The following is a 25,772-nucleotide window of genomic DNA, read 5'->3' on the forward strand; positions in this document are numbered from 1 at the left end:
CACGGCTTAGAGGCCCGGCAGGATCCAATCAATGCGCGGCATTCAAAACACCCCTTGCCAAATCGATAAGTATCGACTTATGCTTTTGCCATGATCGAAGCAGAGATTTTTCGCGCCCTGGCCGACCCGACGCGACGCGCCGTCTACGAGCGGCTGACTTCCGGCGAGATGAGCGTGTCGGAGTTGCGCACCGGCATGAGCGTGTCGCAGCCGGCTGTGTCGCAGCACCTTGCCGTGCTGCGCGGCGCAGGCCTAGTCAGCGAAAGACGCGCCGGCCGCAACGCCTACTATCGCGCCGATCCGCAAGGGCTCGAGCCGCTGCTCGGCTGGATCGAACGCTACCGCGCATTCTGGCCGGAGCGCATCGAAAGACTGAAGGTCGTTTTGAAGGACATGGACCAATGACCGACGAAAAGCAGACGCAGACCGCCAAAGATGCCCTCGCCTTCGAATGCGATCTGCCGGACGCACCGGAAAAAGTGTGGCGGGCACTGACCGTGCCGGACCTCTTGGCGGAATGGATGATGCCGAACGACATCAATCCGGAAACCGGCAGCCGCTTTGCCTTTGCCGGGCCTGAGAAGCCGATCGAGTGCGAAGTGCTCGATGCCGAACCGGGGCGCCTGCTGCGCTATTCCTGGCGCGAGCGTTCCGGCGACGCCGACCGCGAGGAGCTGGGGAGCATCGTCACCTTCACACTCGCCCGCACCGTTTCCGGCGGCACGCATCTGCGCATCGTCCATGACGGGTTTGTCCTGACGCCTGCGGTCGCGATGGCCGGCGCCGGCTGCCGGCTCTGGCTGCGCGCATACAAGCCCAAGCGGCCTGTCGCCGCCAACGCGCCACGCCTGTTGCTGCGCGCCGCCTGAACCGGAAAAATCAAAACGGAGACAATGAGATGAGCGGCTTTGCCAATCTGGTGCCGATGGTGATCGAGCAATCGAGCCGCGGCGAACGCGCCTTCGACATTTTCTCGCGGCTGCTGCGCGAGCGCATCATCTTCGTCAATGGCGAGATCAATGACGGCATGTCGGCGCTGGTCTGCGCCCAGCTCCTGTCGCTGGAATCGGACAATCCCGACAAGGAGATCTCGCTCTACATCAACTCGCCGGGCGGCGTGGTGACCAGCGGTTTCGCCATCTACGACACGATGCAATATGTCAGCTGCCCGGTGTCGACCGTGTGCATGGGCTTTGCCGCGTCGATGGCCTCCTTCTTGCTGATGGCGGGAACGCCGGGGCGGCGCATCGCGCTGCCCAATGCCAGCATCGTGCTGCATCAGCCTTTGGGCGGCTTCCAGGGCCAGGCCTCCGACATCCAGCGTCACGCCGAAGGCATTTTGCGCACCAAGCGGCACATGGCCGACCTCTACGCTCACCATTGCGGCCGCACCCACGAACAGGTCGAACGCACGCTTGACCGCGATTTCTTCATGACCGCGAAGGAGGCCAAGGACTGGGGCCTCGTCGACCACGTCTTCGACACCCGCAAGCAGGCAGCGGCCTGATCACCGTATCGAATGCAGGCCGGTGTTCCCTCAATTTCAACGCCGCTGGTCTGGCCTCGCCTTGAGCGCGGCACTATAGTCTTGGCATGCGCTACCACCTGAACAGACTGACCATAGCCATTGCCATCACGGCGGCGACATCGAGCATGGCCTTTGCCGGGGGCAGCACCAGCACGTCGCGGAAAGGCGCCCTGCCCGGCGTGACCGGCGACTACCGCATCGCCAAGCCCGCGCCGCAGCCGGAGCCGGACGACGCGCTGCCTGCCGGCGAGAACGGCACGTTCAAGATCGGCGACACCGATGTCAAGATTTCCGGCAGCATCACTGTCGATGTCGGCACGGGTGGGATCAAGCCGCCGCGCCGGTAGCCCCTTCTCCCAGCTACTATACGGGAGAGAAAGCCTGCGCCGACGACTTCCTCACAAAAGAACAGCCCCGCCGTTGCTTCCGCTAACGGTCGGGGCTTTTCTTGGATTCCAAATCCAAACTGCCGGTAGTGTTATACCGACTTTGATTTCGGATGCTTCGCGGCGTTCAGCCGACGATCCGACTAGCCGTCTCTGATTTTTGTGGGATTCGGCAGGTCACGGTTTGTCGGGTGGTTTGTTGGATTGTCGCGATGCGTCCATTTGGACACATACACTTCAATGCCTCGAAACTACCTGGCACTTATGCCCGCCGCGGCTCCACTAGCAGGTGGAGCCTCAAGGGACTATCCGGTGGCGTCATGCTCCGCTCCTATGTCCGTTGCGACAGGTGTCAATCCGAAGCACAAATCGCAAAAACCTGCGGCGTCTCGCAGGCCGCTATGGGCGGCGAGGCCATCAAAGACGGCCGGCTCCGTTGACTCCGGCAGAGTGCGCCCCCGATTCGACGACGTCAACCTTGAATAGCCGGTTACGGAAAATGTGATCGCCGGGAGCTTACGTCAGGGTCAGTTTCTCAAACACCTTGTCAGTTTCTGCACAGCTTTGTCAGGAGCGTGTTCGGTCTTTGTTCTTTCCGCTTGCCCCTTCGCGCGAAAGACGGTTAAACGGCTTTGGTCGAGAAGTGTGGCGTCTCTCGACGTGGCGGCAAAAATACCTACATAGGGAATGGCCGGGAAAACCCGCCGATCCCACTGACACCAGACCTGAGGCGGCGACCGGCGATGGCCGACCATAAATACCTTTCCATTCGCGGGGCACGCGAACACAACCTGAAGAATGTCGATCTCGACCTGCCGCGTGACAGCCTGATCGTCATGACCGGCCTGTCGGGCTCCGGCAAATCGTCGCTTGCTTTCGACACCATCTATGCCGAGGGCCAGCGCCGTTACGTCGAGAGCCTGTCGGCTTATGCGCGCCAGTTCCTCGAAATGATGCAGAAGCCGGATGTCGACCAGATCGACGGCCTGTCGCCGGCCATCTCGATCGAGCAGAAGACCACGTCGAAGAACCCGCGCTCGACAGTCGGCACCGTCACCGAGATCTACGACTACATGCGCCTGCTGTTTGCGCGCGTCGGCATCCCCTATTCGCCGGCCACCGGCCTGCCGATCGAGAGCCAGACGGTTTCGCAGATGGTCGACCGGGTGCTGGCGGTCGAGGAAGGCACGCGCCTTTTCCTGCTGGCGCCGATCGTGCGCGGCCGCAAGGGCGAGTATCGAAAGGAACTGCTGGAGCTGCAGAAGAAGGGCTTCCAGCGCGTCAAGGTCGACGGCGTCTTCTACGAGATCGCCGATGTGCCGGCGCTGGACAAGAAGTACAAGCACGACATCGATGTCGTCGTCGACCGCATCGTCGTGCGCGGCGACCTGGCGACACGGCTTGCCGATTCCATCGAAACGGCGCTCAAGCTGGCGGAAGGGCTGGCGGTGGCCGAGTTCGCCGACCGGCCGCTCGACGCCAGCCAGACCGGCGAGGACTCGGTCAACAAATCGAAGAACGAGACGCATGAGCGCATCCTGTTCTCGGAAAAATTCGCCTGCCCGGTTTCCGGCTTCACCATTCCGGAGATCGAGCCCAGGCTGTTCTCGTTCAACAACCCGTTCGGCGCCTGCCCGACCTGCGACGGCCTCGGCAATCAGCGCGCCATCGACGCCAGCCTGATCGTGCCGGACGAAAACGTCTCGCTGCGCGACGGCGCCGTCAGCCCGTGGGCGAAATCGACCTCGCCCTATTATGCGCAGACGCTGGAAGCGCTGGGCAAGGCATACGGCTTCAAGCTCGGCGACAAGTTCAAAGACCTGACCGAAGAGGCTAAGGATGCCGTCCTGCGTGGCACCGGCGAGCGCGAGGTCACCTTCCAATATGATGACGGCCTGCGCTCCTACAAGACCACCAAGACGTTCGAGGGCGTCATTCCCAATCTCGAACGGCGGTGGAAGGAAACCGAATCCGCCTGGATGCGCGAGGAGATCGAGCGCTTCATGTCGGCGACGCCCTGCCCGGTCTGCAAGGGATACCGGCTGAAGCCGGAAGCGCTGGCGGTGAAGATCGCCGGCAAGCATATCGGCGAAGTCACAGAGCTGTCGATCCGCAAGGCCGACCAGTGGTTCACCGAACTGCCGCCACATCTCAACGACCAGCAGAACGAGATCGCGGTGCGCGTTCTCAAGGAAATCCGTGACCGCCTGCGCTTCCTCAACGATGTCGGCCTCGACTATCTGACGCTGTCGCGCAATTCCGGCACGCTGTCGGGCGGCGAGAGCCAGCGCATAAGGCTGGCGTCGCAGATCGGCTCCGGCCTCACCGGCGTGCTCTATGTGCTGGACGAGCCGTCGATCGGCCTGCACCAGCGCGACAATGCCCGCCTGCTCGACACGCTCAAGCATCTGCGCGACATCGGCAACACGGTGATCGTCGTCGAGCATGACGAGGACGCCATCCTGCATGCCGATTATGTCGTCGACATGGGTCCGGCCGCCGGCATTCATGGCGGAGAGATCATCGCCCAGGGCACGCCGCAGCAGGTGATGGCCAATCCCAACTCGATCACCGGTAAATATCTGTCGGGCGCGCTCGAAGTCGCCACGCCCGGTGTCAGGCGCGAGGCCAAGAAAAACCGCCGGCTGAAGATCGTCGGCGCGCGCGGCAACAATCTCAAGAACGTCACTGCCGAAATCCCGCTCGGCACTTTTACCGCCGTCACCGGCGTGTCTGGCGGCGGCAAATCGACCTTCCTGATCGAGACGCTGTTCAAGGCGGCGTCGCGCCGCATCATGGGCTCGCGCGAGCATCCGGCCGATCACGACCGCATCGAGGGCCTCGAATTCCTCGACAAGGTCATCGACATCGACCAGTCGCCGATCGGCCGCACACCGCGTTCGAACCCGGCCACCTACACCGGCGCCTTCACACCGATCCGCGACTGGTTCGCCGGTCTGCCCGAAGCCAAGGCCCGCGGCTACCAGCCGGGGCGCTTCTCCTTCAACGTCAAGGGCGGCCGCTGCGAAGCCTGCCAGGGCGACGGCGTCATCAAGATCGAGATGCACTTCTTGCCCGACGTCTACGTCACCTGCGACGTCTGCCATGGCAAGCGCTACAACCGCGAGACGCTGGATGTCGTGTTCAAGGGCAAGTCGATCGCGGACGTCCTGGACATGACGGTCGAGGAAGGTGTCGATTTCTTTGCCGCCGTGCCCGGCGTGCGCGACAAGCTCGACACGCTGAAGCAGGTCGGCCTCGGCTACATCCATATCGGCCAGCAGGCGACGACGCTGTCGGGCGGCGAGGCGCAGCGCATCAAGCTCGCCAAGGAATTGTCGCGCAAGGCAACCGGCAAGACGCTCTACATCCTCGACGAGCCGACCACCGGCCTGCACTTCCACGACGTCGCCAAGTTGCTGGAAGTGCTGCACGAGCTGGTCGACCAGGGCAACACGGTGGTGGTCATCGAGCATAATCTCGAAGTCATCAAGACCGCCGACTGGGTGCTCGACCTCGGCCCCGAAGGCGGCGATGGCGGCGGCGAACTGGTTGCACAGGGCACACCGGAAGCCATCGTGCGCGAAAAGCGCAGCTACACCGGCCACTTCCTGAAGGAGCTTTTGGAGCGGCGGCCCGGAGGCAAGCGCGAAGCGGCGGAGTGACTGGCAGACCGGCCGGGCGCCTGGAGAGCTTTGAATGACAGTCCGACAGGCGCTTGCCGGTGATCTCGACGGAGTCGTTTCGCTGACGGAAGCCGCCTATGGGCATTACACCGCCTTGTTCGGCGCGCCGCCGATCCCAGTCACCGAGGGCTATGCGCCACGCATCGAGCGAGGCGAGGTCTGGCTGCTGGAGAGCGACGCTGAGCTCGCCGGGCTGATCGTTATTGAGCGCCACCCCGATCATGCGATGATCTTCAGCGTCGCGGTCTCCCCCGCTTTTCAGGGGAGGAAACTCGGTACCGCGCTGCTCGACTTCGCCCAGGAACAGGCGCGGCTATGGGGTGTGCCGGAGGTGCGGCTCTACACCAATTCGCGCATGGAGCGGAACATCGAGATCTATACGGCCTATGGCTTCCACGAAACGGGCCGCCGAGCCAATCCCCACCGTCCCGGATGGACCGTGGTCGACATGATCAAACCGGTTGGAAAAATAGCCTGACCGCATTTTTAGAACTGGGAGGAAGACGATGATCAGCCAAGGAACAATCCGCGCCGGGATGGGCGGCTGGACTTTCGAACCCTGGGATACGTCTTTCTACCCGGACAAGCTTTCCAAGGCCAAGCAGCTGAGTTACGCCACCCGCCAGGTACCGAGCATCGAGGTCAACGGCACCTACTATTCCAGCTTCAAGGAGCCGACCTTCGTCAAATGGGCGGGAGAGGCGCCGGACGGTTTCGTCTATTCGCTGAAGGGCAATCGCTTCGTCACCAACCGCCGCGTGCTTGGCGAAGCCGGCGAGTCCATGACGCGCTTCCTCGGCTCCGGCATTGCCGCGCTGGGCGACAAGCTGGGCCCGATCCTGTGGCAGTTCGCGCCGACGAAAAAGTTCGACGCCGACGATTTCGAGGCCTTTCTGAAGCTGCTGCCGGAAAAGCAGGATGGCGTCGCGCTGCGCCATGCGCTGGAAGTGCGCAACGACAGTTTTAGCGTGCCGGAATTTGTAGGCCTGGCGCGTAAATACAAGGCGGCGATCGTCTATGCCGACCATGCCAAATATCCTGGTATCGCCGACATCACCGGCGATTTTATCTATGCGCGGCTGCAGACCGGCAGCGACGACAATCCGGATTGCTACACGCCGAATGGCCTGGACGAATGGGCAGCGCGGGTGAAGACCTGGGCGCAAGGCAAGCAGCCGGCAGATCTGCGGCGCGCCGATCCGACTTTCGACGCGCCGGTGAAACCGCGCGATGTGTTCGTCTACTTCATCACCGAGGGCAAGGTGCGCGCGCCGTTCGGCGCCATGGCGCTGATGAAGCGGGTGAGCTGATCGGTTAAAGCGCGTCGCGATTTAAGTCTTTGTCTTGATGCACGCCGTTGTGCCAGAACCGCGGCACACTTCTGGGCGACATGCATTAGGAGCAATTCCAGGAAAAGTGCGGACCGGTTTTCCCGGAAAACCGGGTAGCGCTTTCCCTTGAAAAGGGTTTCAACCCAGAATTGCTACGATCAACCGAAGCGTGATAGCTTATGCGCATCGTAACCTTATCGATACCTCCTTCCTGCATAAATCCGGTGCGGGTCCTTTCTAGAGGCCGGCCGCCGCGCGCAAGGACGAGGGCATGTCGCTCGACTACAGTTCCCTTCTGTTGGCTGTCGGGTTTTCCGCCGCTTGCCTCGGCCTGACGCTGTTCGGCATCTGGCTTACCGCGCGCTCGGAAAAATTCCTGCTGACCTGGGCCGTCAGCGTGCTTCTGATCGTTGCCGACGTCTTCGCCTACCAGGCCTATATCGACGCGCCCGGGCGCCTGCTCGGCCTCGCCAGCTTCACGTTCCTGCTGGTCGGCTTCGCGACCATGCTGGGCGCTGCCCATCAGTTCACGACAGGGAGGTCACCGCTGCCCCGCATTGCTGTCGGCGCCGGCGTCTCGCTGGCAGTCGCCTTGCCGCCGATGGCGCTTGGCTATGACGGGCTGGGCTTCATGCTGGAGAATGCCTTCGCCGCGCTGCTTTTGTTTGCGACGGCCTATGAATACTGGAAAGGTCGTACGGAATTCCCGGCCCCGATCCTCGGCATTGCAGGGCTCTACACAGCCACCGCAATTTCCTTCGTGCTGTGCTCCGGTGCACTTGTCTGGGATGGCAGGCTGGTGCTTGGCCATGCGCCGAGCAACTGGGCCGAGGATTTCAGCCTCATCGTCGTCATCGCGTGCATGACCGGCATCGGCGCGCTCTCGCTGGCGCTCAACCAGGGACGCCTGGCGCAGTATCATCGCCGCGAAGCGCTGACCGATCCGCTGACCGGACTGCTCAACCGGCGCGCTTTGTTCGATCTGCACGGCAAAACACCTGTCCGGTCCTTCACCGCCGTGATCGTGTTCGATCTCGACGGCTTCAAGGCGATAAATGACGAGTTCGGCCATGCCACCGGCGACGAGGTGCTGAAACTATTCGCCAAGGATTTGACCGCCAATCTCCAGCCGGGCGATGTCGCCGCGCGCATGGGCGGAGAGGAATTTGCATTGGTGCTCGATCGCACCTTGCCTGAAAAGGTGGAATTCATAGCCGAGCGGATCCGGGCCAGTTTTGCCATGCGCCGGATCGATACCGAGACCCGCCTGCTGTCCTGCACGGTCAGCGCCGGCTACGCCTTCGGCAGCGAGGGCGGCACCAAATTCGACAAGGTGCTCAGCGCCGCCGACAAAGCGCTTTACGGCGCCAAGCGCGGCGGCCGCAACCGTGTGCTCGCCTTCCGGCGCGCCGGGTAGGCTGGGCTGATATTCAGCCGGCCTGAACCTCACCACACGTAAAACAACACCCCAAAGCGCGTCGCATGAGGCCGTTCAGGCGCGACGCGCTTTTAGGCCGCTATGACGATCTCGTTGTAAGTGTCGAGGTCGACGTAGAAAACCTTGGTGATTTCGCCGATCAGCTCATCCTGCTGGTAGCCTTGCGAGCGCAGAATGTTGATGGCGGTGATGATGTCGACACGCTCTGTCAGCCGTCGTTTCTGGTGGTCCTCGACGAACCGTTCCATAGCCCATTCTCCTGGCAAGATTATCTGAACGCATTGACCGACAATCAGAACTGCGAGGGAAGCTAGGGTGGCTTGCTTGCGTGGAACTTGCAGGCTGAGCCAGCATATTCCCTCGATCTGCTACAGAACCAGACTGATACGGAAGCGGCCGACTCACCGAGGCCTAGGAAAGACTAGCATGTAGTATTCGGCGTGCCAGAGTGTGGCGGCCTCGGACGAAAGTCCGACGCAACGGGTGCGGACCTTCGCGACTTCATCATCCTTGGGCGTAGCGACGCGAAGCGGACCGAAGACCCAGGGATCCATGCCGGGACGAAGAAGCGTCATTAACGGTGCAGAATGTGGAATGGCCAATGTGCCGCAGAAGCGATCTTGTTCTGCATCGCGGCACTCTTTGGCTGATGTCGCGGCATGGATTCTAGGGTCTGCGCGCGTCGCTCCGCTCCTTGGCTCCGCCCTAGAATGACGAAGTGATTGTGGGCATTTCAGCCAATCTTCGACGTGTACGATCCGTGCAGCCGTCGACCTGCGTTAAACCGTCAGAAACTTCCTGACGTCCGCCCGGTCGAGATCTTCGGCCGGGCCGGTGTGGACGATCTGGCCGCGGTCCATGATGTTGACCTCGTCGGCGAGCTCGCGGCAGAAATCGAGATATTGCTCGACCAGAAGCACCGCAATGCCGGCCTGATCGCGCAAATAGTGGATGGCGCGGCCGATGTCCTTGATGATCGAGGGCTGGATGCCTTCGGTCGGCTCGTCGAGCACCAGCAGTTTCGGCCGCATGACGAGCGCCCGGCCGATGGCGAGCTGCTGCTGCTGGCCGCCTGAGAGATCGCCGCCGCGCCGCCCCAGCATCTGCTTCAGCACCGGAAACAGTTCGAAGACATGCGCCGGCACGTTGCGGTCGGCGCGCTTCAACGGCGCAAAGCCGGACTCCAGGTTTTCGCGCACCGTCAGCAGCGGAAAGATCTCCCTGCCCTGCGGTACGAATGCGATGCCCGACCGGGCGCGATCATACGCCGCGCTCCGGTCGAGCGCCTTCCCCTCGAAGGCAACGCTTCCGCTCGTCAGCCGGTGGTGGCCGACGATCGATCTCATCAAACTGGTCTTGCCGACGCCGTTGCGGCCGAGCACGCAGGTGATCTTGCCGGCACCCGCCGTCAGCGACACACCGCGCAGCGCCTGAGCAGCGCCGTAATGGAGCGTGGCGTTGGAAACTTCGAGCATGTCAGCGCCTTCTCCAGAAGCGGAGGAACGAAAAGTCGAAGCGATGGAATTGCACCCGCCAGACCATGCTCATCTCCCGAGATAAACTTCGACGACCCGCTCGTCGGCCGAGACGAAATCGAGCGAGCCTTCCGACAGCACCGAGCCCTCATGCAGGCAGGTGACCTTGACGCCGAGTTCGCGCACGAAATGCATGTCGTGCTCGACGACGATGACCGAATGCTCGCGCGCTATGTCCTTGAGCAGCCGCGCGGTTTCCTCGGTCTCGGCATCGGTCATCCCTGCGACCGGCTCGTCAACCAAAAGCAGCTTCGGGTCCTGCGCCAGCAGCATGCCGATCTCCAGCCACTGTTTCTGGCCATGGCTGAGATTGGCTGCCAGATCGTGGCGCTTGTCGCCCAGCCGGATGATGCCGAGGATGTCGTCGATCTGTCTGGCTTCGGCGGCCGAGCGGCGATGGAACAGCGCCGGAAAGATCGAGCGCGGGCCCTTCAGCGCCAGCATCAGATTGTCTTCGACGCTGTGGCTTTCGAAGACGGTCGGCTTCTGGAATTTGCGGCCGATGCCCATCATGGCGATCTCCGCCTCGTCGTGCCGGGTCAGATCGACCTGGCCGTCGAAGAACACTTCGCCCTCGTCGGGCCGGGTCTTGCCGGTGACGATGTCCATCATCGTCGTCTTGCCGGCGCCGTTGGGACCGATGATGGCGCGCATCTCGCCCTTGTCGAGCACCAGCGACAGATTGTTGATGGCGCGGAAACCGTCGAAGGAGACCGAGACGCCGTCGAGATAGAGGATGGTGTTGGACTTCGACATCGCTCTATTCCGCCGGCTGCGGTTCAGGCCCGGACGCGGACCAGGCACCGGGCGTTGTTGCTGCGCTGCGCACGATCTTCGATGGCGGCGGGGCATCAGGGTCTGTGCCCGCTTCCTCTGCAATCGCTGCAGCCCGCATCGCCCGAGCGTTACCGCGCCAGGAATCCCACATGCCGACGATGCCCTTGGGCAGGAACAGGGTTACGGCGACGAACAGGCCGCCGAGCGCAAACAGCCAGAACTCCGGCAGCAGGCCGGTGAACCAGGATTTGCCGGCGTTGACCAGCAGCGCGCCGACGATCGGGCCGACAATGGTGCCGCGCCCACCGACGGCTGCCCAGATCACGACTTCGATGGAATTGGACGGCTCGAATTCGCCGGGATTGATGATACCGACCTGCGGCACATAGAGCGCGCCGGCGATGCCGGCCATGACAGCCGAGACGGTGAAGGCAAACAGCTTCACGTTCTCCGCCCGCCAGCCGAGGAAGCGGGTGCGGCTCTCGGCGTCGCGCACCGCCATCAGCAGCTTGCCGTATTTGGAGCCGACGATCGCCCAGGTGATGAAGACGGCGAGCGCGAGTATGATGGCGCTGGCGGCAAACAGGGCCGAGCGGGTGGCGTCGGCCTGCACGTTGAAGCCCAGAATATCCTTGAAATCGGTCAAGCCGTTGTTGCCGCCGAAACCCATGTCATTGCGGAAGAAGGCGAGCAGCAGCGCGTAGGTCATCGCCTGGGTGATGATGGAGAGATAGACGCCGGTGACGCGGCTGCGGAAGGCGAACCAGCCGAAGACGAAGGCGAGCAGGCCGGGCACCGCCAGCACCATGATGGCGGCGAACCAGAAGTGGTCGAAACCGGTCCAGAACCAGGGCAATTCCTTGTAGTTCAGGAACACCATGAAATCGGGCAGGATCGGATTGCCGTAAACGCCGCGCGAGCCGATCTGGCGCATGAGGTACATGCCCATCGCATAGCCGCCGAGGGCGAAGAAGGCGCCATGGCCGAGCGAGAGGATGCCGCAATAGCCCCAGACGAGATCGAGCGCCAAGGCAAGCAATGCATAGCAGAGGTATTTGCCCGTCAACGCGACGATGTAGGACGGAATATAGAACGCGCTTTGCGGCGACACTGCGAGGTTGAGCAGCGGCACGATAATGGCGGCCGTCAGCAGGATGAAAATAGTGATGGCGATGCGACGGTCGGCACCCGCGGCGAAGAAGCGTCCCGTAATCATGTTTCCACCGCCCTGCCCTTGAGCGCGAACAGGCCGCGCGGGCGCTTCTGGATGAACAGGATGATCAGCAACAGCACGACGATCTTGCCGAGCACCGCGCCAGCATAGGGTTCGAGAACCTTGTTGACGATGCCGAGCGAGAAGGCGCCGACCAGCGTGCCCCAGAGATTGCCGACACCGCCGAAGACCACGACCATGAAGCTGTCGATGATGTAGCCGCGGCCGAGATTGGGCGAGACATTGTCGATCTGGCTGAGCGCGACGCCGGCAATGCCGGCAATGCCGGAGCCGAGCGCAAAGGTCAGCGCATCGACCCAAGGCGTCCTGATGCCCATCGAGGCGGCCATGCGGCGGTTGGCGGTGACGGCGCGCATCTGCAGGCCCCAGGGCGTGCGCTTCATAACAAAGAGCAGCACGCCGAAGACGGTGAGCGCGAAGACCAGGATCCAGAGGCGGTTCCAGGTGACGGCGAGTTGGCCGACATCGAACGATCCCGACATCCAGGAGGGGTTGCCGACCTCCTGGTTGGTCGGTCCGAAGATCGAGCGCACCGCCTGCTGCAGGACAAGCGAGACGCCCCAGGTTGCGAGCAGCGTTTCCAGCGGCCGGCCGTAGAGGAAACGGATGACCCCGCGCTCGATGATCAGGCCGACGGAAGCGGCAACCAGGAAGGCGAGCGGCAGCGCGATCACCAGCGACCAGTCGAACAGGCCGGGGAATGAGGTTCGGATCACCTGCTGGACGACGAAGGTGGTGTAGGCGCCGAGCATCACCATCTCGCCATGCGCCATGTTGATGACGCCCATGACGCCGAAGGTGATGGCGAGGCCGATGGCGGCCAGCAGCAGCACCGAGCCAAGCGAGATGCCGTACCATATGTTCTGGCCGGCATCCCACAGCGCCAGGCTCGAATTGATGCTGGCGATTGCCGCCGTCGCGGCATCCTTGACCGCGCCTTGCGCATTGGCCTCGACCGCGGTGAGCAGCGAGACCGCGTCGCGGTCGCCGCGCGCGCCGATCAGGGCAATGGCGGCAAGCTTGTCGGCCTCCGGCTTGTCGGAGACCAGCACCGATGCCGCGCGCGCCTGTTCGAACAATGCCTTGACCTTGGCGTCGGTCTCGGCGGCAATGGCTGCATCGAGCGGCTCGATATTGGCGGCATCGGGGGTCTTGAACATGGTGTCGGCGGCGGCGATGCGAACAGAAGGATCTTTCGCGCGCAACGTCAGCGTTCCCAGCGCATCGCGGATGACGCGGCGCAGCGTGTTGTTGACCTTGATCTTCGTGATGTCGGCCTTGGCGGCATCGCCGGCTTTCTCGCCGCTCAGCGGGTCGAGCAGGGTGACGCTGTCGCCGGCCTCAGCGCCGACGAAAACCATGGAATCGGCTTTGCGGATGTAGAGGTTGCCCTCGGCAAGCGCGGCAAGCGGTCGTTCGACCAGCGGATCGCCGGTGGCGGCAAGCTCGCGCACCACGGCCTCCGTGGCGGAAAAGCCGGTGCCGGTGGCGAATTTGGCGACGATGGCGCGCAGATCGGCTTCGGCTGCGTTCGACGGCAAAAGACTTGCCACCAGGAACACCAGCATGAGGCCGAGAGTGCGCGACAGGATCATCCGTTCAGATACTTTCCGAGAGGGTGGAATTTGGCGTCCGGGCGGGCTGAAGCGCCCGGACGCTTGGCGGTACCGATCGTGGACGCGTCCACGATCGGTCAGTCCCGGGAGGGATCAGTTCGTGCCCTTGCCGCCGCATTTGCCGGTGGCAACGTTGAAGTTGCCGCAGGACAGAGGCGCGCGCCAATCCGAAATCAGGTCCTTGGAATCGGGCAGATAGTCGGACCATTCGTCGCCCATCACGAGGCCGGGCGTCTGCGACACGGTCTCGAACTGGCCGTCGGCCTGGATCTCGCCGATCAGCACCGGCTTGGTGATGTGATGGTTCGGCATCATGGTCGAATAGCCGCCGGTGAGGTTCGGCACGGACACGCCGACCATGGCGTCGATGACCTTGTCGGGATCGGTGGTGCCGGCCTTTTCGACCGCCTTCACCCACATGTTGAAGCCGATATAGTGAGCTTCCATCGGGTCGTTGGTGGTGCGCTTGTCATTCTTGATGAACTTGTGCCAGTCGGCGATGAACTTCTTGTTTTCGGGTGTGTCGACGCTCTCGAAATAGTTCCAGGCAGCGAGATGGCCGACCAGCGGCGCGGTATCGAGACCGGCCAGTTCTTCTTCGCCGACCGAGAAGGCCATGACCGGGATGTCCTCGGCCTTGATGCCCTGGTTGCCGAGTTCCTTGTAGAACGGAACGTTGGCGTCGCCATTGACGGTCGAGACGACGGCGGTCTTCTTGCCGGCCGAGCCGAATTTCTTGATTGCGGAGACTTCGGTCTGCCAGTCGGAGAAGCCGAACGGCGTGTAGTTGACCATGATGTCTTCGGCGGCGACGCCCTTGGCCTTCAGATAGGCCTCGAGGATTTTGTTGGTGGTTCGGGGATAGACGTAGTCGGTGCCTTCCAGCACCCAGCGCTTCACCGAGCCACCGTCCTCGCTCATGAGATAATCGACGGCAGGAATCGCCTGCTGGTTCGGGGCGGCGCCGGTGTAGAACACGTTGCGCTCGCTTTCCTCGCCCTCATACTGGACGGGGTAGAACAGGATGTTGTCGAGTTCCGAGAACACCGGCAACACCGATTTGCGCGACACCGAGGTCCAGCAGCCGAACACGGCGGCGACCTTGTCCTTCGAGATCAGCTCGCGCGCCTTTTCGGCAAAGAGCGGCCAGTTGGAGGCCGGATCGACAACGACCGCCTCGAGCTTCTTGCCGAGCAGACCGCCCTTGGCATTCTGCTCTTCGATGAGCATCAGCATGGCGTCTTTCAGCGTCGTCTCCGAAATCGCCATGGTCCCCGACAGCGAATGCAGAATGCCGACCTTGATCGTGTCTTCGGCGGCCTGGGCCGGAGACGACATCGACAGGCCGGCGGCGACCACGCCGGCCGAAAACATTTTTGTTATTGTGGAGAAATTACCCCTCATACCGAAGACTCCCAAGCTGTTTGATTGCACCGCGATAATGCAATGCAACTGCCGTGCCAAACGCAAAGGCGCCGCTCACGAAGATGGAATAGCCGAGCGTTATCAGCCGGTTGGTATATTAGCCTCGAGAAAACAGTGGTAGCCGGCGAAAATTGATTGAGGCAAATTTGCGCAGCGCACATGGCTTTTGCCTAATTTTTGCCCAATTGAGACAAATGCCTAGTTTTTGATCTCCGGCCGTGTGTTCCGGGCTAACAATGTTGCGGTACCGCGCAAAAATAGGGCAAGCTCGCCCTTCAAAAGAGAGACGTCATGACATCTCGCATCTCACGCATTTCCTGCATCCTGCTGCTGATGGCAACGAGCGGCGCCGCGCGCGCCGATTTCAGCGAGGGCAAACTTCCTGACGGCACCTATCATTGCGAGGTCTATTTGCTCGGCGCCTTCCTCAACCTCGGCGACATCACTATCAAGGGCAATGTCTATACCGGCCCGGTGACGTTCGGCACCGCGACGCAAGGCTACAACTATCAGATGAATGCCAATGGCGAGATCACCTGGCTCGGGCCGCTGGGCGGCTATACCACCGGTGGCAACTCCGTCTCCATGACACAGGCAACACTGGACGGCGAGACCGCCCCGTCATTCGACATCATTCTGAAGCAGCCCGACGGCGCCTTCACCGCCTCGACCTGCACCAAGGGCTGAGCGATGCGTAGTGCCGCGCCCAGTTGCGGCAAAACCTTCCTCTTATGTCATGTGAATGTTGCCTAGGCAGACTAGGGCAACGGTGCGCCGTAACATCCACCCTGAGAGGCAGACACCATGGCCAATGCACCGTCTTCATCCTCCCCCGTCATCCGCGAAATCATTGCCGAGCGCGTCTCGCGCCGGTCTCTTTTGAAAGGCAGCCTCGCCTCCGGCGCGCTGATTGCCGGCGGCAGCTTTGTCGGCTCCTTGTTTGCCGGCGAAACGCATGCCGCCACAGCGCAGTCGACGCTCGGCTTTCCCGAGCTGAAACGGGTCTACGGCAAGACCCATGCCGCCGCCGAAGGCTATGAGACGACCATCGTCGCGCGCTGGGGCGACCCGCTTGCAGCCGGCCTCGCCGAATTCGACGGCAACAAGGTCGCGGCGGAGGAACAGGAAAAGCGCTTCGGCTACAATTGCGACTACATCGCCTTCATGCCGCTGCCCAAGGGCACGGTGAATTCCGATCATGGCCTGCTCTGCGTCAACAACGAATACATCTCGCCCAATGTGATGTTTCCGGGGATGACCGAGGGCGATGCCGGCAAGACGATGACCAGGGAACAGGTCGATCTCGGCATGGCCGCGATGGGCCATTCGATCGTCGAGGTGCAATTGAAGGACGGCAAGTGGGCAAGCGTGGCGGACAGCCCGCTCAACCGCCGCATCACCGCCAACACCGAAATGACCGTTTCCGGACCGGTTGCCGGCCATGCGCTGATGAAAACTTCGGCCGACCCGACTGGCACGAAAGTGCTCGGCACCAGCTATAATTGCAGCGGCGGTTTCACCCCCTGGGGTACGGTGCTGACCTGCGAGGAAGGCGTGTCCGACATTTTCGGCGGCGACCCGAAAAAGGCGCCGACTGCCGACCTGCTCGACCGTTACGGCTTCGACGGCTCCGACATCTATGGCCGCGGCCGCTTCCATGACCGCTTCAACCTCGACAAGGAACCGAACGAGGCCAACCGCTTCGACTGGGTGGTCGAGATCGACCCTTACGATCCTCAGTCCAGGCCGGTGAAGCGCACGGCACTTGGCCGCATGTCGCATGAGGCCTCGACCGTGGTCCTCAACAAGGACGGCCGCGTTGTCGTCTATATGGGTGACGACGACTATTTCGAATATATGTACCGCTTCGTCTCGGCCAAGGCCTATGACAAGGCCAATCCGGCCTCCGGCGCCGATCTGCTCGACGATGGCGTGCTGTCGGTCGCCCGCTTCGATGCCGATGGCTCGATGACGTGGCTGCCGTTGGTGCACGGCCAGGGCAAGCTTACCGTCGAGAACGGTTTTGCCGACCAGGCCGAGGTGCTGTTGAAGACGCGGTTTGCGGCAGATGCGCTCGGCGCCACGCCGATGGACCGGCCCGAGGACATCGAGACCAATCCGGTGACCGGCCGCGTCTATGCGGTGATGACCAAGAACAAGAAGCGCGACCAGTCAAAGGTCAATCCGGCCAACACGCGGCCGGAAAATCTCTGGGGCCATATTGTCGAACTGATCCCGCCCGGCCGCCGCGGCGCGGACGCCGACCACACGGCCGAAAACTATGCCTGGGACCTGTTCGTGCTCTGCGGCAATCCCAGGGATGCCAAGGTCGGCGCCACCTTCCATCCGGATACGTCGGACAATGGCTGGTTCGTCTGCCCCGACAACATCACCTTCGATCCGGCCGGGCGGCTGTGGGTGGCGACGGACGGCGCCAATGATTTCGACCTGCCGGACGGCGTCTATGGCGTCGACACCGAAGGTGCGGCGCGCGGCCTGCCGAAGCTGCTGTTCACCTGCCCGCACGGCGCCGAAGCGACCGGCCCGTGCTTCACGCCGGACGGCTCGACTTTGTTCCTGTCGGTGCAGCACCCTGCGGAAGATGCAGAGACGCTCGACAAGGCGCAGACGCTGTGGCCCGACTTCAGGGATGGCCAATTGCCGCGGCCGTCCGTCGTCGCCATCCGCCGCAAGGACGGACAGCCGGTCGGCGCATAGTGTCCTAGGGAAAAGGGCGGAACGCGCCATGCGCGTTCCGCGTAGCGATCCGGGAGGACGGCTCAGATCGTCTTGGCCGACATTTGCGAAGCGATGTATTCGGCCTGGCGGATAGCCAGCGACACGATCGTCAGCGTCGGATTTTCAGCCGCACCGGTGGTGAACTGGCTGCCGTCCGACACGAACAGGTTTTTGATGTCGTGCGCCTGGCCGTGCTTGTTGACGACGCCGTCTTCCGCCTTTTCACTCATCCGGTTGGTGCCGAGATTGTGGGTTGAGGGATAGGGCGGCGTCGGGAAGGAGCGCGTCGCGCCGACCGCATCATAAAGCGCTGTGGCCTGCTTGTAGGCATGGTTGCGCATCGCCGTGTCGTTGGGATGATCATCGAAATGCACGTCGGCGATCGGCATGCCGTGCGCGTCCTTCTCGTCCTTGTGCAGCGTGACGCGGTTTTCCGCGCGCGGCATGTCCTCGCCGACGATCCACAGGCCAGCCATGTGATCATAGTGGTCGAGCGCGGTGGTGAAGGAACGGCCCCAGCCGCCGGGATTGAGGAAGGCGGCCATGAAGGGCAAGCCGAGCGACAGCGTCTCGAATTCATAGCCGCCGACAAAGCCGCGTGAGGGATCGTGCCGCGCCTCGTCGCGGATAATGCCGGCCATGGTGGTGCCGCGATACATATGCACCGGTTGGTCGAAGATGGCGTAGACCGAACCGGTGGTGTGGCGCATGTAGTTCTTGCCGACCTGCCCCGACGAATTGGCAAGCCCTTGCGGAAACTTCGCTGACTCGGAGTTTAGCAGCAGGCGCGGGCTTTCGATCGAGTTGCCGGCGACGGCAACGATGCGGGCCTTCTGTTCCTGCAGCTTGCCGTCCTTGTCGGCATAGACGACGCCGGTCACCTTGCCTGAGGCGTCGTGGTTGATCTTGATCGCCATGGCATTCGGCCGGACTTCGAGATGGCCGGAGGCCTCGCCCTTGGGGATCTCGGTATAGAGCGTCGACCATTTGGCGCCCCATTTGCAGCCCTGGAAGCAGAAGCCGGTCTGTTGGCAGGAGTTCCGGTCATCACGCTCGACCGAATTGATTGCCATGTTGCCGGTATGACATTCCTTATAGCCGAGCTTGTCGGCGCCGGCCTTGAGCACCTTGAAATTGTTGTTGCCGGGCAGCCGCGGCCAGCCATTGGTGCCGGTGACGCCCATCTTGGCTTCCGCCTTGGCGTAGTACGGCTCCATCTCGGCCAATGTGACCGGCCAGTCCAGCAGGTTGGCGCCTTCCAGCTTGCCGTAGGTCGAGAGCGTCTTGAACTCATGCTCCTGGAAGCGCAGCGAGGCGCCGGCCCAGTGCGTGGTCGAGCCGCCGACCGATTTGACTATCCAGGCCGGCAAATTGGGGAAATCCTTCGACACCCGCCAGTCGCCGGACGTCGTGCGCTTGTCCGTCCAGGCGAGTTGGCTGAAGGAACCCCACTCATCATTGATGAAATCCTCGTATTCGTGGCGCGCGCCGGCCTCGAGGATGACGACATCGACGCCTTTCTGGGCGAGTTCGTTGCCGAGCGTGCCGCCGCCGGCGCCGGAGCCGATGATCACGACCACGCCATCGTTGTTGAGATCAAATGAAGCTGCCATGGTTTCCTCCCATGAATTCCTGTTTGCCGGGTTTCAGAACGACGGAAGGGCTCAGAGCCACTCTATGTCGTCGAAACCGCGCGCGATGTAGCCGCCCTTGGAGTAGGATTCGCCCTCGTAGCCGAAGATCGGCCACACCTCCTGCTGGTTGTAGAGGCTGACGACGAGGCCGCCGCGGATGGACTGGAAGAACGGCGTCGCCTCGATCTGCTGTAGCACGGCAACGCGCTGCTCCTCCCAGCCGAGGCCGCGATAGCCGCCCTCGCCCGACTTCTTGTCGAGGTCGGCGATGCCGTCTTCGATCATCGCCTTGTAGGCAGCGTCCTTGCCGGCCTGCTCGTCATGCCCTTTTACGGCGATGGCGTAGTATTTGTCGGGCACCTGATCGTGCGGATAGATGTCGCGCGCCATCTGGATCAGCGTCGCCATGGTTTCGGGCTTGAGCGCCGATGTCTCGAGCCCCCAGGCATTTTCAGGGCTGATGACGGCGCTGCCGGAAATGACGAGCAACGCGCCGATGCCGCCGCGTTTGAGAAGTTCACGACGTGAGAGCCTCGCGTCATAGATCGTGACCATTTGTTCCTCCCTGCTTGCTGTTTGCGCCCTTGAACAGCGCCGTTGCTGGCGCCGCGCGGCTGAATGCGGCTGATAATCCCCTACTGGAAGCGCCCTCCACGCTGCAGAACCTCGATCTTGTAGCCGTCGGGGTCCTCGATGAAGAAAAAGCGGGCGATCAGCGATCCGTCGCGGTTGAATTCGACGATCTTCTTGGGGTTGAGGCCGAGCGCGCCGATCCGGTCGTGTTCGCTGTCGAGATCGGACACCGAGACCGCCAGATGGCCGTAACCGTCGCCAAGCCCATAAGGCTCGGTGCGGCCCTTGTTCACGGTGAGTTCGAGCTCGAACCCCGTTTCGGCGTTGGCAAGGTAAATCAGCGTGAATGTCTCGAAATCCAGCCTGTCGGCGACGTCGAGCCCGAAAGCGTTTCTGTAGAAATCGACGGATCTGGCCTCTTGGAGAACCCGGATCATGGAATGGATTGCCTTCGCCAAATCAGTCTCCGCCGCTGCATGTTGGAGGCGATTATGGGCGGCACGCGCGAAAGGTGGTGGCAGCCGGTTACCACGGCTAAATTTGCAATCGCTGCTATGCCTGCGCCTAAAGACGAAAGTCCGATTGCCGATTCGGCCCACAAGGCCGAACATGCAGGGACAACCACAACTTGAAGGCGCGACACGCTGCGCCCAAAACCAACAATATCGGGAGGTAAGGATGTGCAGGGTTTTTGCCGGGCAGGATCCGGAAGGCTATCGACAGATCAACCGGTCGATCCGCATCGACGGTCACTCTACGAGTATCCAGCTTGAAGGAACGTTCTGGGCGCTGCTTGACGAAATTGCCGACAGCCAGGGCCTGACGACGCCGAAGTTCATCTCAAAACTCTATGACGAGGCGATCGAGATCAACGGCGCCATTCCCAACTTCGCGTCGATGCTGCGTACCACCTGCGCGCTCTATCTGCGCGGTCACCGGCCAGACATGGATGAGCTGACGCCGAAGCGCGAAGCGGCCTGAGGAAGCTAGCCTTCCGCCGCAACGTCGAGCCCGAGCCGCGCCATATCGGTGAACAGCGCCTGACGTTCGGAATAGGCAGTCTGTTCGCCGGTCACGATGTTGTCGACGACGGTCAGCAGCGACAGCGCGCGGGCGCCGAAATGCGCCGCGATTCGGTAGAGTGCGCTGGTTTCCATATCGACAGCGAGAGCGCCAAGCGCCTGCGCTTCGGCAAAGCGGTCGCGCCCTTCAGGGTGGTAGAAGACATCGCTGCAGATGGTCAGCCCGGCCTGGTGGTCGATGCCGAGCTGGGCGGCGCAGGCCAAAGCGTGGGCGAACAGGCCGGGATCGGGCCCGGCGGCAGCATCGTAGAGGCCGAAGACCTGGCCGCTTTGGTCGCTTTCGGCGCGCACCGACTGCGAGATCACCAAGGAGCGCAGCGGCACGCGGGGTGTCAGGCCGCCGCAGGTACCTGTGCGGATCAGCGTTTTGACGCCGTGAACATCCAGGAGTTCATGCACATAGACCAGGAAAGACGGGACACCGATGCCGGTGGCCTGGATGCTGATGGGACGGCCGCGATAGAGACCAGTGAAGCCGAGTGCGCCCCGGCGGCGGTTGACGCAGCGCGGTGCCTCAAGAAATGTCTTTGCCATCCACTCGGCGCGTTGCGGATCGCCCGGTAACAGCACCGTTGCGGCATAGTCGCCCCTGGCAGCCTCGTTGTGCGGCGTCACGACATGCTCCCCAATACCCGCCGCCCGTTTCGCCTGCAATCATGGCAGCGTCACGTCATTGCGCAAGCTTTGAATTAGGGCGCCCTAAGACTCCAACACATCCTTGACCACGGTGGCCAGCTGCTTGAGGGAGAACGGCTTCGGCAGGAAGCCGAATTGCGCGTCCGGCGGCAGGTTTCTGGCGAAAGCGTCTTCCGCATAGCCGGACACGAAGACGAACTTGATGTCGGGCTGGCGCTTGCGCAGTTCGCCGAGCAGCGTCGGTCCGTCCATTTCCGGCATCACCACGTCGGACACGACGATATCGACTTTGCCGCCGAGCGCCTCGAAGACTTCCAGCGCCTCGACGCCCGAGGAGGCCTCATGGACGGTATAGCCGCGCGAGGTCAGCGCCCGCGAGCCGCCCATGCGCACGGCGTCTTCGTCCTCGACGAGGAGCACAGTGGCCGAGCCCGACAGGTCCTTGGCGCTGTCGGCGGCTTTCACCGGCGCAGCCGGCGCCTCGCTGACGTCGCCGGGCTTCTTCGCCTCCACGATATGGCGCGGCAGGAAGATGCGGAAGGTCGAACCCTTGCCGACTTCGGAATCGCAGAAGATGAAACCGCCGGTCTGCTTGATGATGCCATAGACCATCGACAGGCCAAGGCCGGTGCCTTTGCCGACTTCCTTGGTGGTGAAGAACGGCTCAAAAATCTTCTTCAGCACGTCCGGCGCAATGCCCGAGCCGCTATCCTCGACCTCGACCACGACATAGTCGGCAGGCGTGAGCTCGCGGTAGGAGAAGCTCTTGCATTGTTCGGCGGTGACGTTGCGGGTGCGCACGGTGAGGTCGCCGCCGGCCGGCATGGCGTCGCGCGCGTTGACGGCCAGGTTGACCACCACCTGCTCGAACTGGCCGATATCGACCTTGACCGGCCACAAATCGCGGCCGTGGTCGACCTTCAGCTTGATCTCGTTGCCAACCAGGCGGGCAAGCAGCATCCGGAGATCGGCAAGCACGTCGGTCAGGTTCAGCACTTCCGGCCGCAATGTCTGCTTGCGCGAGAAGGCGAGCAACTGCCGCACCAGCGAGGCCGCCCGGTTGGCATTCTGCTTGATGTTCATGATGTCGGGGAAGGACGGGTCCGACGGCCGGTGATTGGTCAGCAAAAGATCCGACGCCATGATGATGGCGGTCAGCACATTGTTGAAGTCGTGGGCGATGCCGCCGGCGAGCTGTCCGACCGCCTGCATCTTCTGGCTCTGCGCCATCTGGCCCTCGAGCGCCTTCTGCTCGGTGGTCTCGACGGCATAGACGATGGCCGATTCCTCGGCGCCCTCGCCGGTGCCGTCGGCGACGGCGTTGACGTAGAAGCGGATGTGACGCTCCTCATTGCCTGGCAGCAGCGTGTCGATCGGCTCGATGTCGGCCTGCCTCAGCCGCGCCTTTTCGAACGCGGCGGCAAAGGCCGGCCGGTCGCGCTCATGGATCACGGTGTCCAGCCGCACGCGGCGGTCAACCGCGTCGCCGTCGACGACGGAGGAAAACAGCGACAGGAACGGCGCGTTGGTGCGCAGGATGCGGCCGCCATTGTCGACGGCAGCAATGGCCATCGGCGTCGAATTGAAGAAACGGGTGAAGCGCACTTCCGAAGCCCGAAGGTCGGCCGATGCGTCCTCGCCCTGGGTGCGGTTGAGCACAATGGTGCGGGTCGGACCGTTGGTCCCCTCGCGGCTGGCCGAGACCCGATGCATGAAGCGCACCGGCACCGCCTCGCCGGTTGTCGTCGTCAGATCGAGATCGATGACGGCGTTGCGGGTGGTGCCGGGATCGGCCTTGACCGAGCGCACCAGCGCCATGCCGTCGCCGGCGACGATTTCCGGGAGTGTCACGGCGCCAGGGGTGAAGCTCGCCAGATCGATGCCCAGCCATTCGGCGAGCGTGGCGTTGATGTAGGTGACACGGCCTTCCTGGTCGGCCGAGAAGAAACCGGCCGGCGCATGGTCGAGATGGTCGATAGCCTTTTGCAGGTCGAGGAAGAAACGCTCCTGCTCGGCCCGTTCCTGCGAGATGTCGGCGAGTTGCCAGGCAAGCATCGGCAGGCGCTGACCGGGAACGCTGAAGGTACGGGCTCGCGCCCGGTACCAGCGCGCGCCGGGTTCGGCGCCCGGCCGGATCGACTGTGCCAGCCGGAACTCACCGTCGCCGGCCTGGCCATCGCGCAAGCCCGAGGCCAGCCGGTATATGGTCACCGAAGCTTCGGGGACATCGGAAAGCAGGCCTTCGACCGTCTTCAGATCGGCGGCCGACGCAGCCCCGGTCATCTCGGCATAGGCCCGGTTGGCGTAGACCACGCGGCCCTTCGTGTCGGTGACGATCAGGCCCTGCGACATGGAATCGACGAAGGCCTTCGACAGTTCATCCCCGGTCGAACGCGGCGCGATCTGCACGAAGCCGATGGCCGTGGCGAACAGGAAGCCGACGCCGATCATGGCAAGCACGCCCAGCATGCCGAGCAGGAACGGATCGCCAAGACGCTCGCGGAAAATGCCGAAAACGATCGCGGCCCCGGTCAGGACGATGATGAACACGATGAGCCGGGTAACCGCGCCTGGCCGCGTGTTCTGATCGACGATCGGTACCGGATAGAAATCGCCGCGCGTTTCCCTGGCCATATGCCCCCTGCTCGTGAGTTGTCCGACACCGCCCCCGGCCGGTTGAATCACATTCTCCTAATCCGGAAAAGGCCCTGGCGGCAAATGTCGGATAAAAATGACGCGTCGGTGTTTTCAAGCTGTTCACGAAGCGTGAAGGCAACTTGCGGTGGCTGGCCGCAACGGTCTAGTGTCCCTCCACTTCAAAAGCCGATTGGGGGCACCGATGCAGTGGCTGGATAATGTGGCGGGTCCCGGATATGCCGCAGCGCTGCTGTGGACGTTTGCTGCCCTTGTCCTGCTGGTCATCGTGCTCATCATCATCAGGCTGGTCCGCAACCTGACCTTCGGCACCTTCGTTGCCGGCGGCAGGAACCGCAAGACACGGCTGGCGGTCATGGACGCGACGGCGGTCGACAGCCACCGCCGGCTGGTGCTCATCCGTCGCGACGACATCGAACACCTGCTTTTGATCGGCGGCCCGACCGACGTTGTCGTCGAGCGCGATATCAGACTTGCAGCGCCACGCCGTCCGGCATTGACCGGCGATGGCGGTGTTGGCCAGCAGCAACAGGCGCCGCGGCCGCGCGCAGCACAACCCGCTCCCACCGCGCCCGCAAGGCAGGCGCCACCGCCGCAACCGGTAAGGGCTGCTCCAGCCGCCGTTCCGCCGCGCCAGGCCGCACCGGCGCCGAAACCGGCTCAAATCTACCAGGCGAGCAATGTGACACCGCTGCCGGCCTATGGCTCCGCCGCCAATACTGCCCGGCAGGCCCCGCCACCGAAGCATGAGTCCATCGACGATACCCTGATGCGGGAGCTCGAGGTCTCGCTCGACGATTCGCACCCCAAACCGGCAAGCAAGCCGGCTGCGAAGGCACCGCAGTCTCTCGACGACGAGATGACCAAGCTGCTCGGCGAACTCGCCAGCCAGAAACGATAAAGCCCGGCGAACCGTCACATCTTGCCGATTCCCGATCGGAACGCCGCTTAAAGCGCGTCGCACAAATCCGTTCAGCGCGACGCGCTTTAACTTCGTGCGATTAAACCCTTCGCTAAAAACACAAATGGCCGGGAAACCCGGCCATTTCTGATGAAACAGTCCTGCCTGACGGCAGCGGCTCAATCGTCGCGATAGACCTTCTCGCGGCGTTCGTGGCGCTCCTGCGCTTCGATCGACAAGGTCGCGATCGGACGCGCGTCGAGACGCTTCAGCGCGATCGGCTCGCCGGTTTCCTCGCAATAGCCGTAAGTGCCTTCATCGATGCGCTGCAGCGCCGAATCGATCTTTGAAATGAGCTTGCGCTGGCGGTCGCGGGCCCGAAGCTCGATGGCGCGGTCGGTTTCCGAGGAAGCGCGATCGGCGAGATCGGGATGGTTGGCGTTTTCCTGCTGCAGGATTTCGAGGGTTTCGCGCGCTTCGCGCAGTATGTCGGTCTTCCAGGTGACGAGCTTCAGGCGAAAGTAGGATTTCTGCCGTTCGTTCATGAACGGCTCGTCTTCAGAGGGTACGTAATTGGCTGTAACGATATCGTTCAT

The 25,772-nt window shown here is 62.7% G+C and carries 24 protein-coding genes; 12 read left to right on the forward strand and 12 right to left on the reverse strand.

Translation table 11 applies throughout. The features are described from left to right. Positions 1–90 precede the first annotated feature (90 nt). From NKH54_RS12640 to NKH54_RS12675, 8 genes are all read left to right on the forward strand, one after another. Complete coding sequence (locus NKH54_RS12640) at positions 91–405, forward strand: ArsR/SmtB family transcription factor (protein ID WP_023706188.1); 315 nt, start codon at positions 91–93, stop codon at positions 403–405. Beyond that, positions 402–869 carry an SRPBCC family protein gene (locus NKH54_RS12645; RefSeq protein WP_023819863.1) on the forward strand — a complete coding sequence of 156 codons (468 nt, stop codon included), beginning with the start codon at positions 402–404 and terminating at the stop codon, positions 867–869. The genes NKH54_RS12640 and NKH54_RS12645 overlap by 4 nt, the downstream gene beginning before the upstream one ends. A 29-nt stretch (positions 870–898) precedes the next feature. After that, on the forward strand, positions 899–1,507 hold the full coding sequence (locus tag NKH54_RS12650; RefSeq protein ID WP_353028320.1) for an ATP-dependent Clp protease proteolytic subunit: 609 nt from the start codon (positions 899–901) through the stop codon (positions 1,505–1,507). 146 nt (positions 1,508–1,653) lie between these two features. After that, complete coding sequence (locus NKH54_RS12655) at positions 1,654–1,875, forward strand: hypothetical protein (protein ID WP_033003135.1); 222 nt, start codon at positions 1,654–1,656, stop codon at positions 1,873–1,875. 782 nt (positions 1,876–2,657) lie between these two features. After that, positions 2,658–5,579, forward strand: coding sequence for an excinuclease ABC subunit UvrA (gene uvrA / locus NKH54_RS12660; protein ID WP_353028322.1), 2,922 nt, complete (start codon positions 2,658–2,660; stop codon positions 5,577–5,579). 34 nt (positions 5,580–5,613) lie between these two features. Further along, complete coding sequence (locus NKH54_RS12665) at positions 5,614–6,078, forward strand: GNAT family N-acetyltransferase (RefSeq protein ID WP_023726687.1); 465 nt, start codon at positions 5,614–5,616, stop codon at positions 6,076–6,078. A 28-nt stretch (positions 6,079–6,106) separates the two neighbouring features. Continuing rightward, positions 6,107–6,910: a DUF72 domain-containing protein gene (locus NKH54_RS12670; RefSeq protein WP_023693383.1), complete on the forward strand. Its 804-nt coding sequence runs from the start codon at positions 6,107–6,109 to the stop codon at positions 6,908–6,910. 292 nt (positions 6,911–7,202) lie between these two features. After that, positions 7,203–8,348 (forward strand): GGDEF domain-containing protein, encoded by a 1,146-nt coding sequence (locus NKH54_RS12675; RefSeq protein ID WP_353028323.1) that lies wholly within the window; start codon positions 7,203–7,205, stop codon positions 8,346–8,348. Between the two features lie 92 nt (positions 8,349–8,440). On the opposite strand, the gene NKH54_RS12680 is transcribed toward NKH54_RS12675, so the two are convergent. The 6 genes from NKH54_RS12680 to urtA all read right to left on the reverse strand — a co-directional run bounded on the left by NKH54_RS12680 (position 8,441) and on the right by urtA (position 14,935). After that, complete coding sequence (locus NKH54_RS12680) at positions 8,441–8,617, reverse strand: hypothetical protein (protein ID WP_023670936.1); 177 nt, start codon at positions 8,615–8,617, stop codon at positions 8,441–8,443. Between the two features lie 531 nt (positions 8,618–9,148). Then, positions 9,149–9,844 (reverse strand): urea ABC transporter ATP-binding subunit UrtE, encoded by a 696-nt coding sequence (gene urtE / locus NKH54_RS12685; protein ID WP_023706182.1) that lies wholly within the window; start codon positions 9,842–9,844, stop codon positions 9,149–9,151. A 69-nt stretch (positions 9,845–9,913) separates the two neighbouring features. Continuing rightward, positions 9,914–10,660, reverse strand: coding sequence for an urea ABC transporter ATP-binding protein UrtD (gene urtD / locus NKH54_RS12690; protein WP_023670934.1), 747 nt, complete (start codon positions 10,658–10,660; stop codon positions 9,914–9,916). A 4-nt stretch (positions 10,661–10,664) separates the two neighbouring features. Next, a complete protein-coding gene (gene urtC, locus NKH54_RS12695; protein WP_023670933.1) occupies positions 10,665–11,897 on the reverse strand; it encodes an urea ABC transporter permease subunit UrtC in 1,233 nt (410 codons plus the stop codon). Then, on the reverse strand, positions 11,894–13,510 hold the full coding sequence (gene urtB, locus NKH54_RS12700) for an urea ABC transporter permease subunit UrtB (protein WP_353028324.1): 1,617 nt from the start codon (positions 13,508–13,510) through the stop codon (positions 11,894–11,896). The genes urtC and urtB overlap by 4 nt, the downstream gene beginning before the upstream one ends. A gap of 114 nt (positions 13,511–13,624) precedes the next feature. After that, positions 13,625–14,935, reverse strand: coding sequence for an urea ABC transporter substrate-binding protein (gene urtA, locus NKH54_RS12705; protein ID WP_023688643.1), 1,311 nt, complete (start codon positions 14,933–14,935; stop codon positions 13,625–13,627). Between the two features lie 312 nt (positions 14,936–15,247). On the opposite strand from urtA, the gene NKH54_RS12710 reads away from it, so the two are divergent. Continuing rightward, positions 15,248–15,643 (forward strand): hypothetical protein, encoded by a 396-nt coding sequence (locus NKH54_RS12710; protein ID WP_353028325.1) that lies wholly within the window; start codon positions 15,248–15,250, stop codon positions 15,641–15,643. Between the two features lie 117 nt (positions 15,644–15,760). Continuing rightward, positions 15,761–17,674, forward strand: coding sequence for a PhoX family protein (locus NKH54_RS12715; protein WP_023688645.1), 1,914 nt, complete (start codon positions 15,761–15,763; stop codon positions 17,672–17,674). Positions 17,675–17,736: 62 nt separating this feature from the next. On the opposite strand, the gene NKH54_RS12720 is transcribed toward NKH54_RS12715, so the two are convergent. The 3 genes from NKH54_RS12720 to NKH54_RS12730 form a co-directional block, all read right to left on the reverse strand. Next, positions 17,737–19,308, reverse strand: coding sequence for a GMC family oxidoreductase (locus NKH54_RS12720; RefSeq protein WP_023688646.1), 1,572 nt, complete (start codon positions 19,306–19,308; stop codon positions 17,737–17,739). Between the two features lie 51 nt (positions 19,309–19,359). Then, on the reverse strand, positions 19,360–19,884 hold the full coding sequence (locus tag NKH54_RS12725; protein WP_023712396.1) for a twin-arginine translocation pathway signal: 525 nt from the start codon (positions 19,882–19,884) through the stop codon (positions 19,360–19,362). 80 nt (positions 19,885–19,964) lie between these two features. Then, a complete protein-coding gene (locus NKH54_RS12730; protein WP_023684616.1) occupies positions 19,965–20,360 on the reverse strand; it encodes a VOC family protein in 396 nt (131 codons plus the stop codon). 220 nt (positions 20,361–20,580) lie between these two features. Between NKH54_RS12730 and NKH54_RS12735 the strand changes: the two genes are divergently transcribed. Beyond that, positions 20,581–20,883 (forward strand): ribbon-helix-helix domain-containing protein, encoded by a 303-nt coding sequence (locus NKH54_RS12735; protein ID WP_023670924.1) that lies wholly within the window; start codon positions 20,581–20,583, stop codon positions 20,881–20,883. A 5-nt stretch (positions 20,884–20,888) separates the two neighbouring features. Here the strand turns inward: NKH54_RS12735 and NKH54_RS12740 are convergent, their stop codons facing one another. Further along, entirely contained in the window at positions 20,889–21,599 is a 711-nt protein-coding gene (locus tag NKH54_RS12740) for a purine-nucleoside phosphorylase (RefSeq protein WP_023736554.1), read from the reverse strand. Between the two features lie 84 nt (positions 21,600–21,683). Continuing rightward, on the reverse strand, positions 21,684–24,254 hold the full coding sequence (gene cckA, locus NKH54_RS12745) for a cell cycle histidine kinase CckA (protein WP_023688649.1): 2,571 nt from the start codon (positions 24,252–24,254) through the stop codon (positions 21,684–21,686). Between the two features lie 205 nt (positions 24,255–24,459). Between cckA and NKH54_RS12750 the strand changes: the two genes are divergently transcribed. Further along, positions 24,460–25,176, forward strand: a complete 717-nt coding sequence (locus NKH54_RS12750; protein ID WP_023693371.1) for a flagellar biosynthetic protein FliO — start codon at positions 24,460–24,462, stop codon at positions 25,174–25,176. Between the two features lie 179 nt (positions 25,177–25,355). On the opposite strand, the gene dksA is transcribed toward NKH54_RS12750, so the two are convergent. Then, positions 25,356–25,772 (reverse strand): RNA polymerase-binding protein DksA, encoded by a 417-nt coding sequence (gene dksA / locus NKH54_RS12755; protein WP_023673491.1) that lies wholly within the window; start codon positions 25,770–25,772, stop codon positions 25,356–25,358.

The sequence above is a fragment of the Mesorhizobium sp. M1004 genome (assembly GCF_040318795.1).
Taxonomy (GTDB): Bacteria; Pseudomonadota; Alphaproteobacteria; order Rhizobiales; family Rhizobiaceae; genus Mesorhizobium.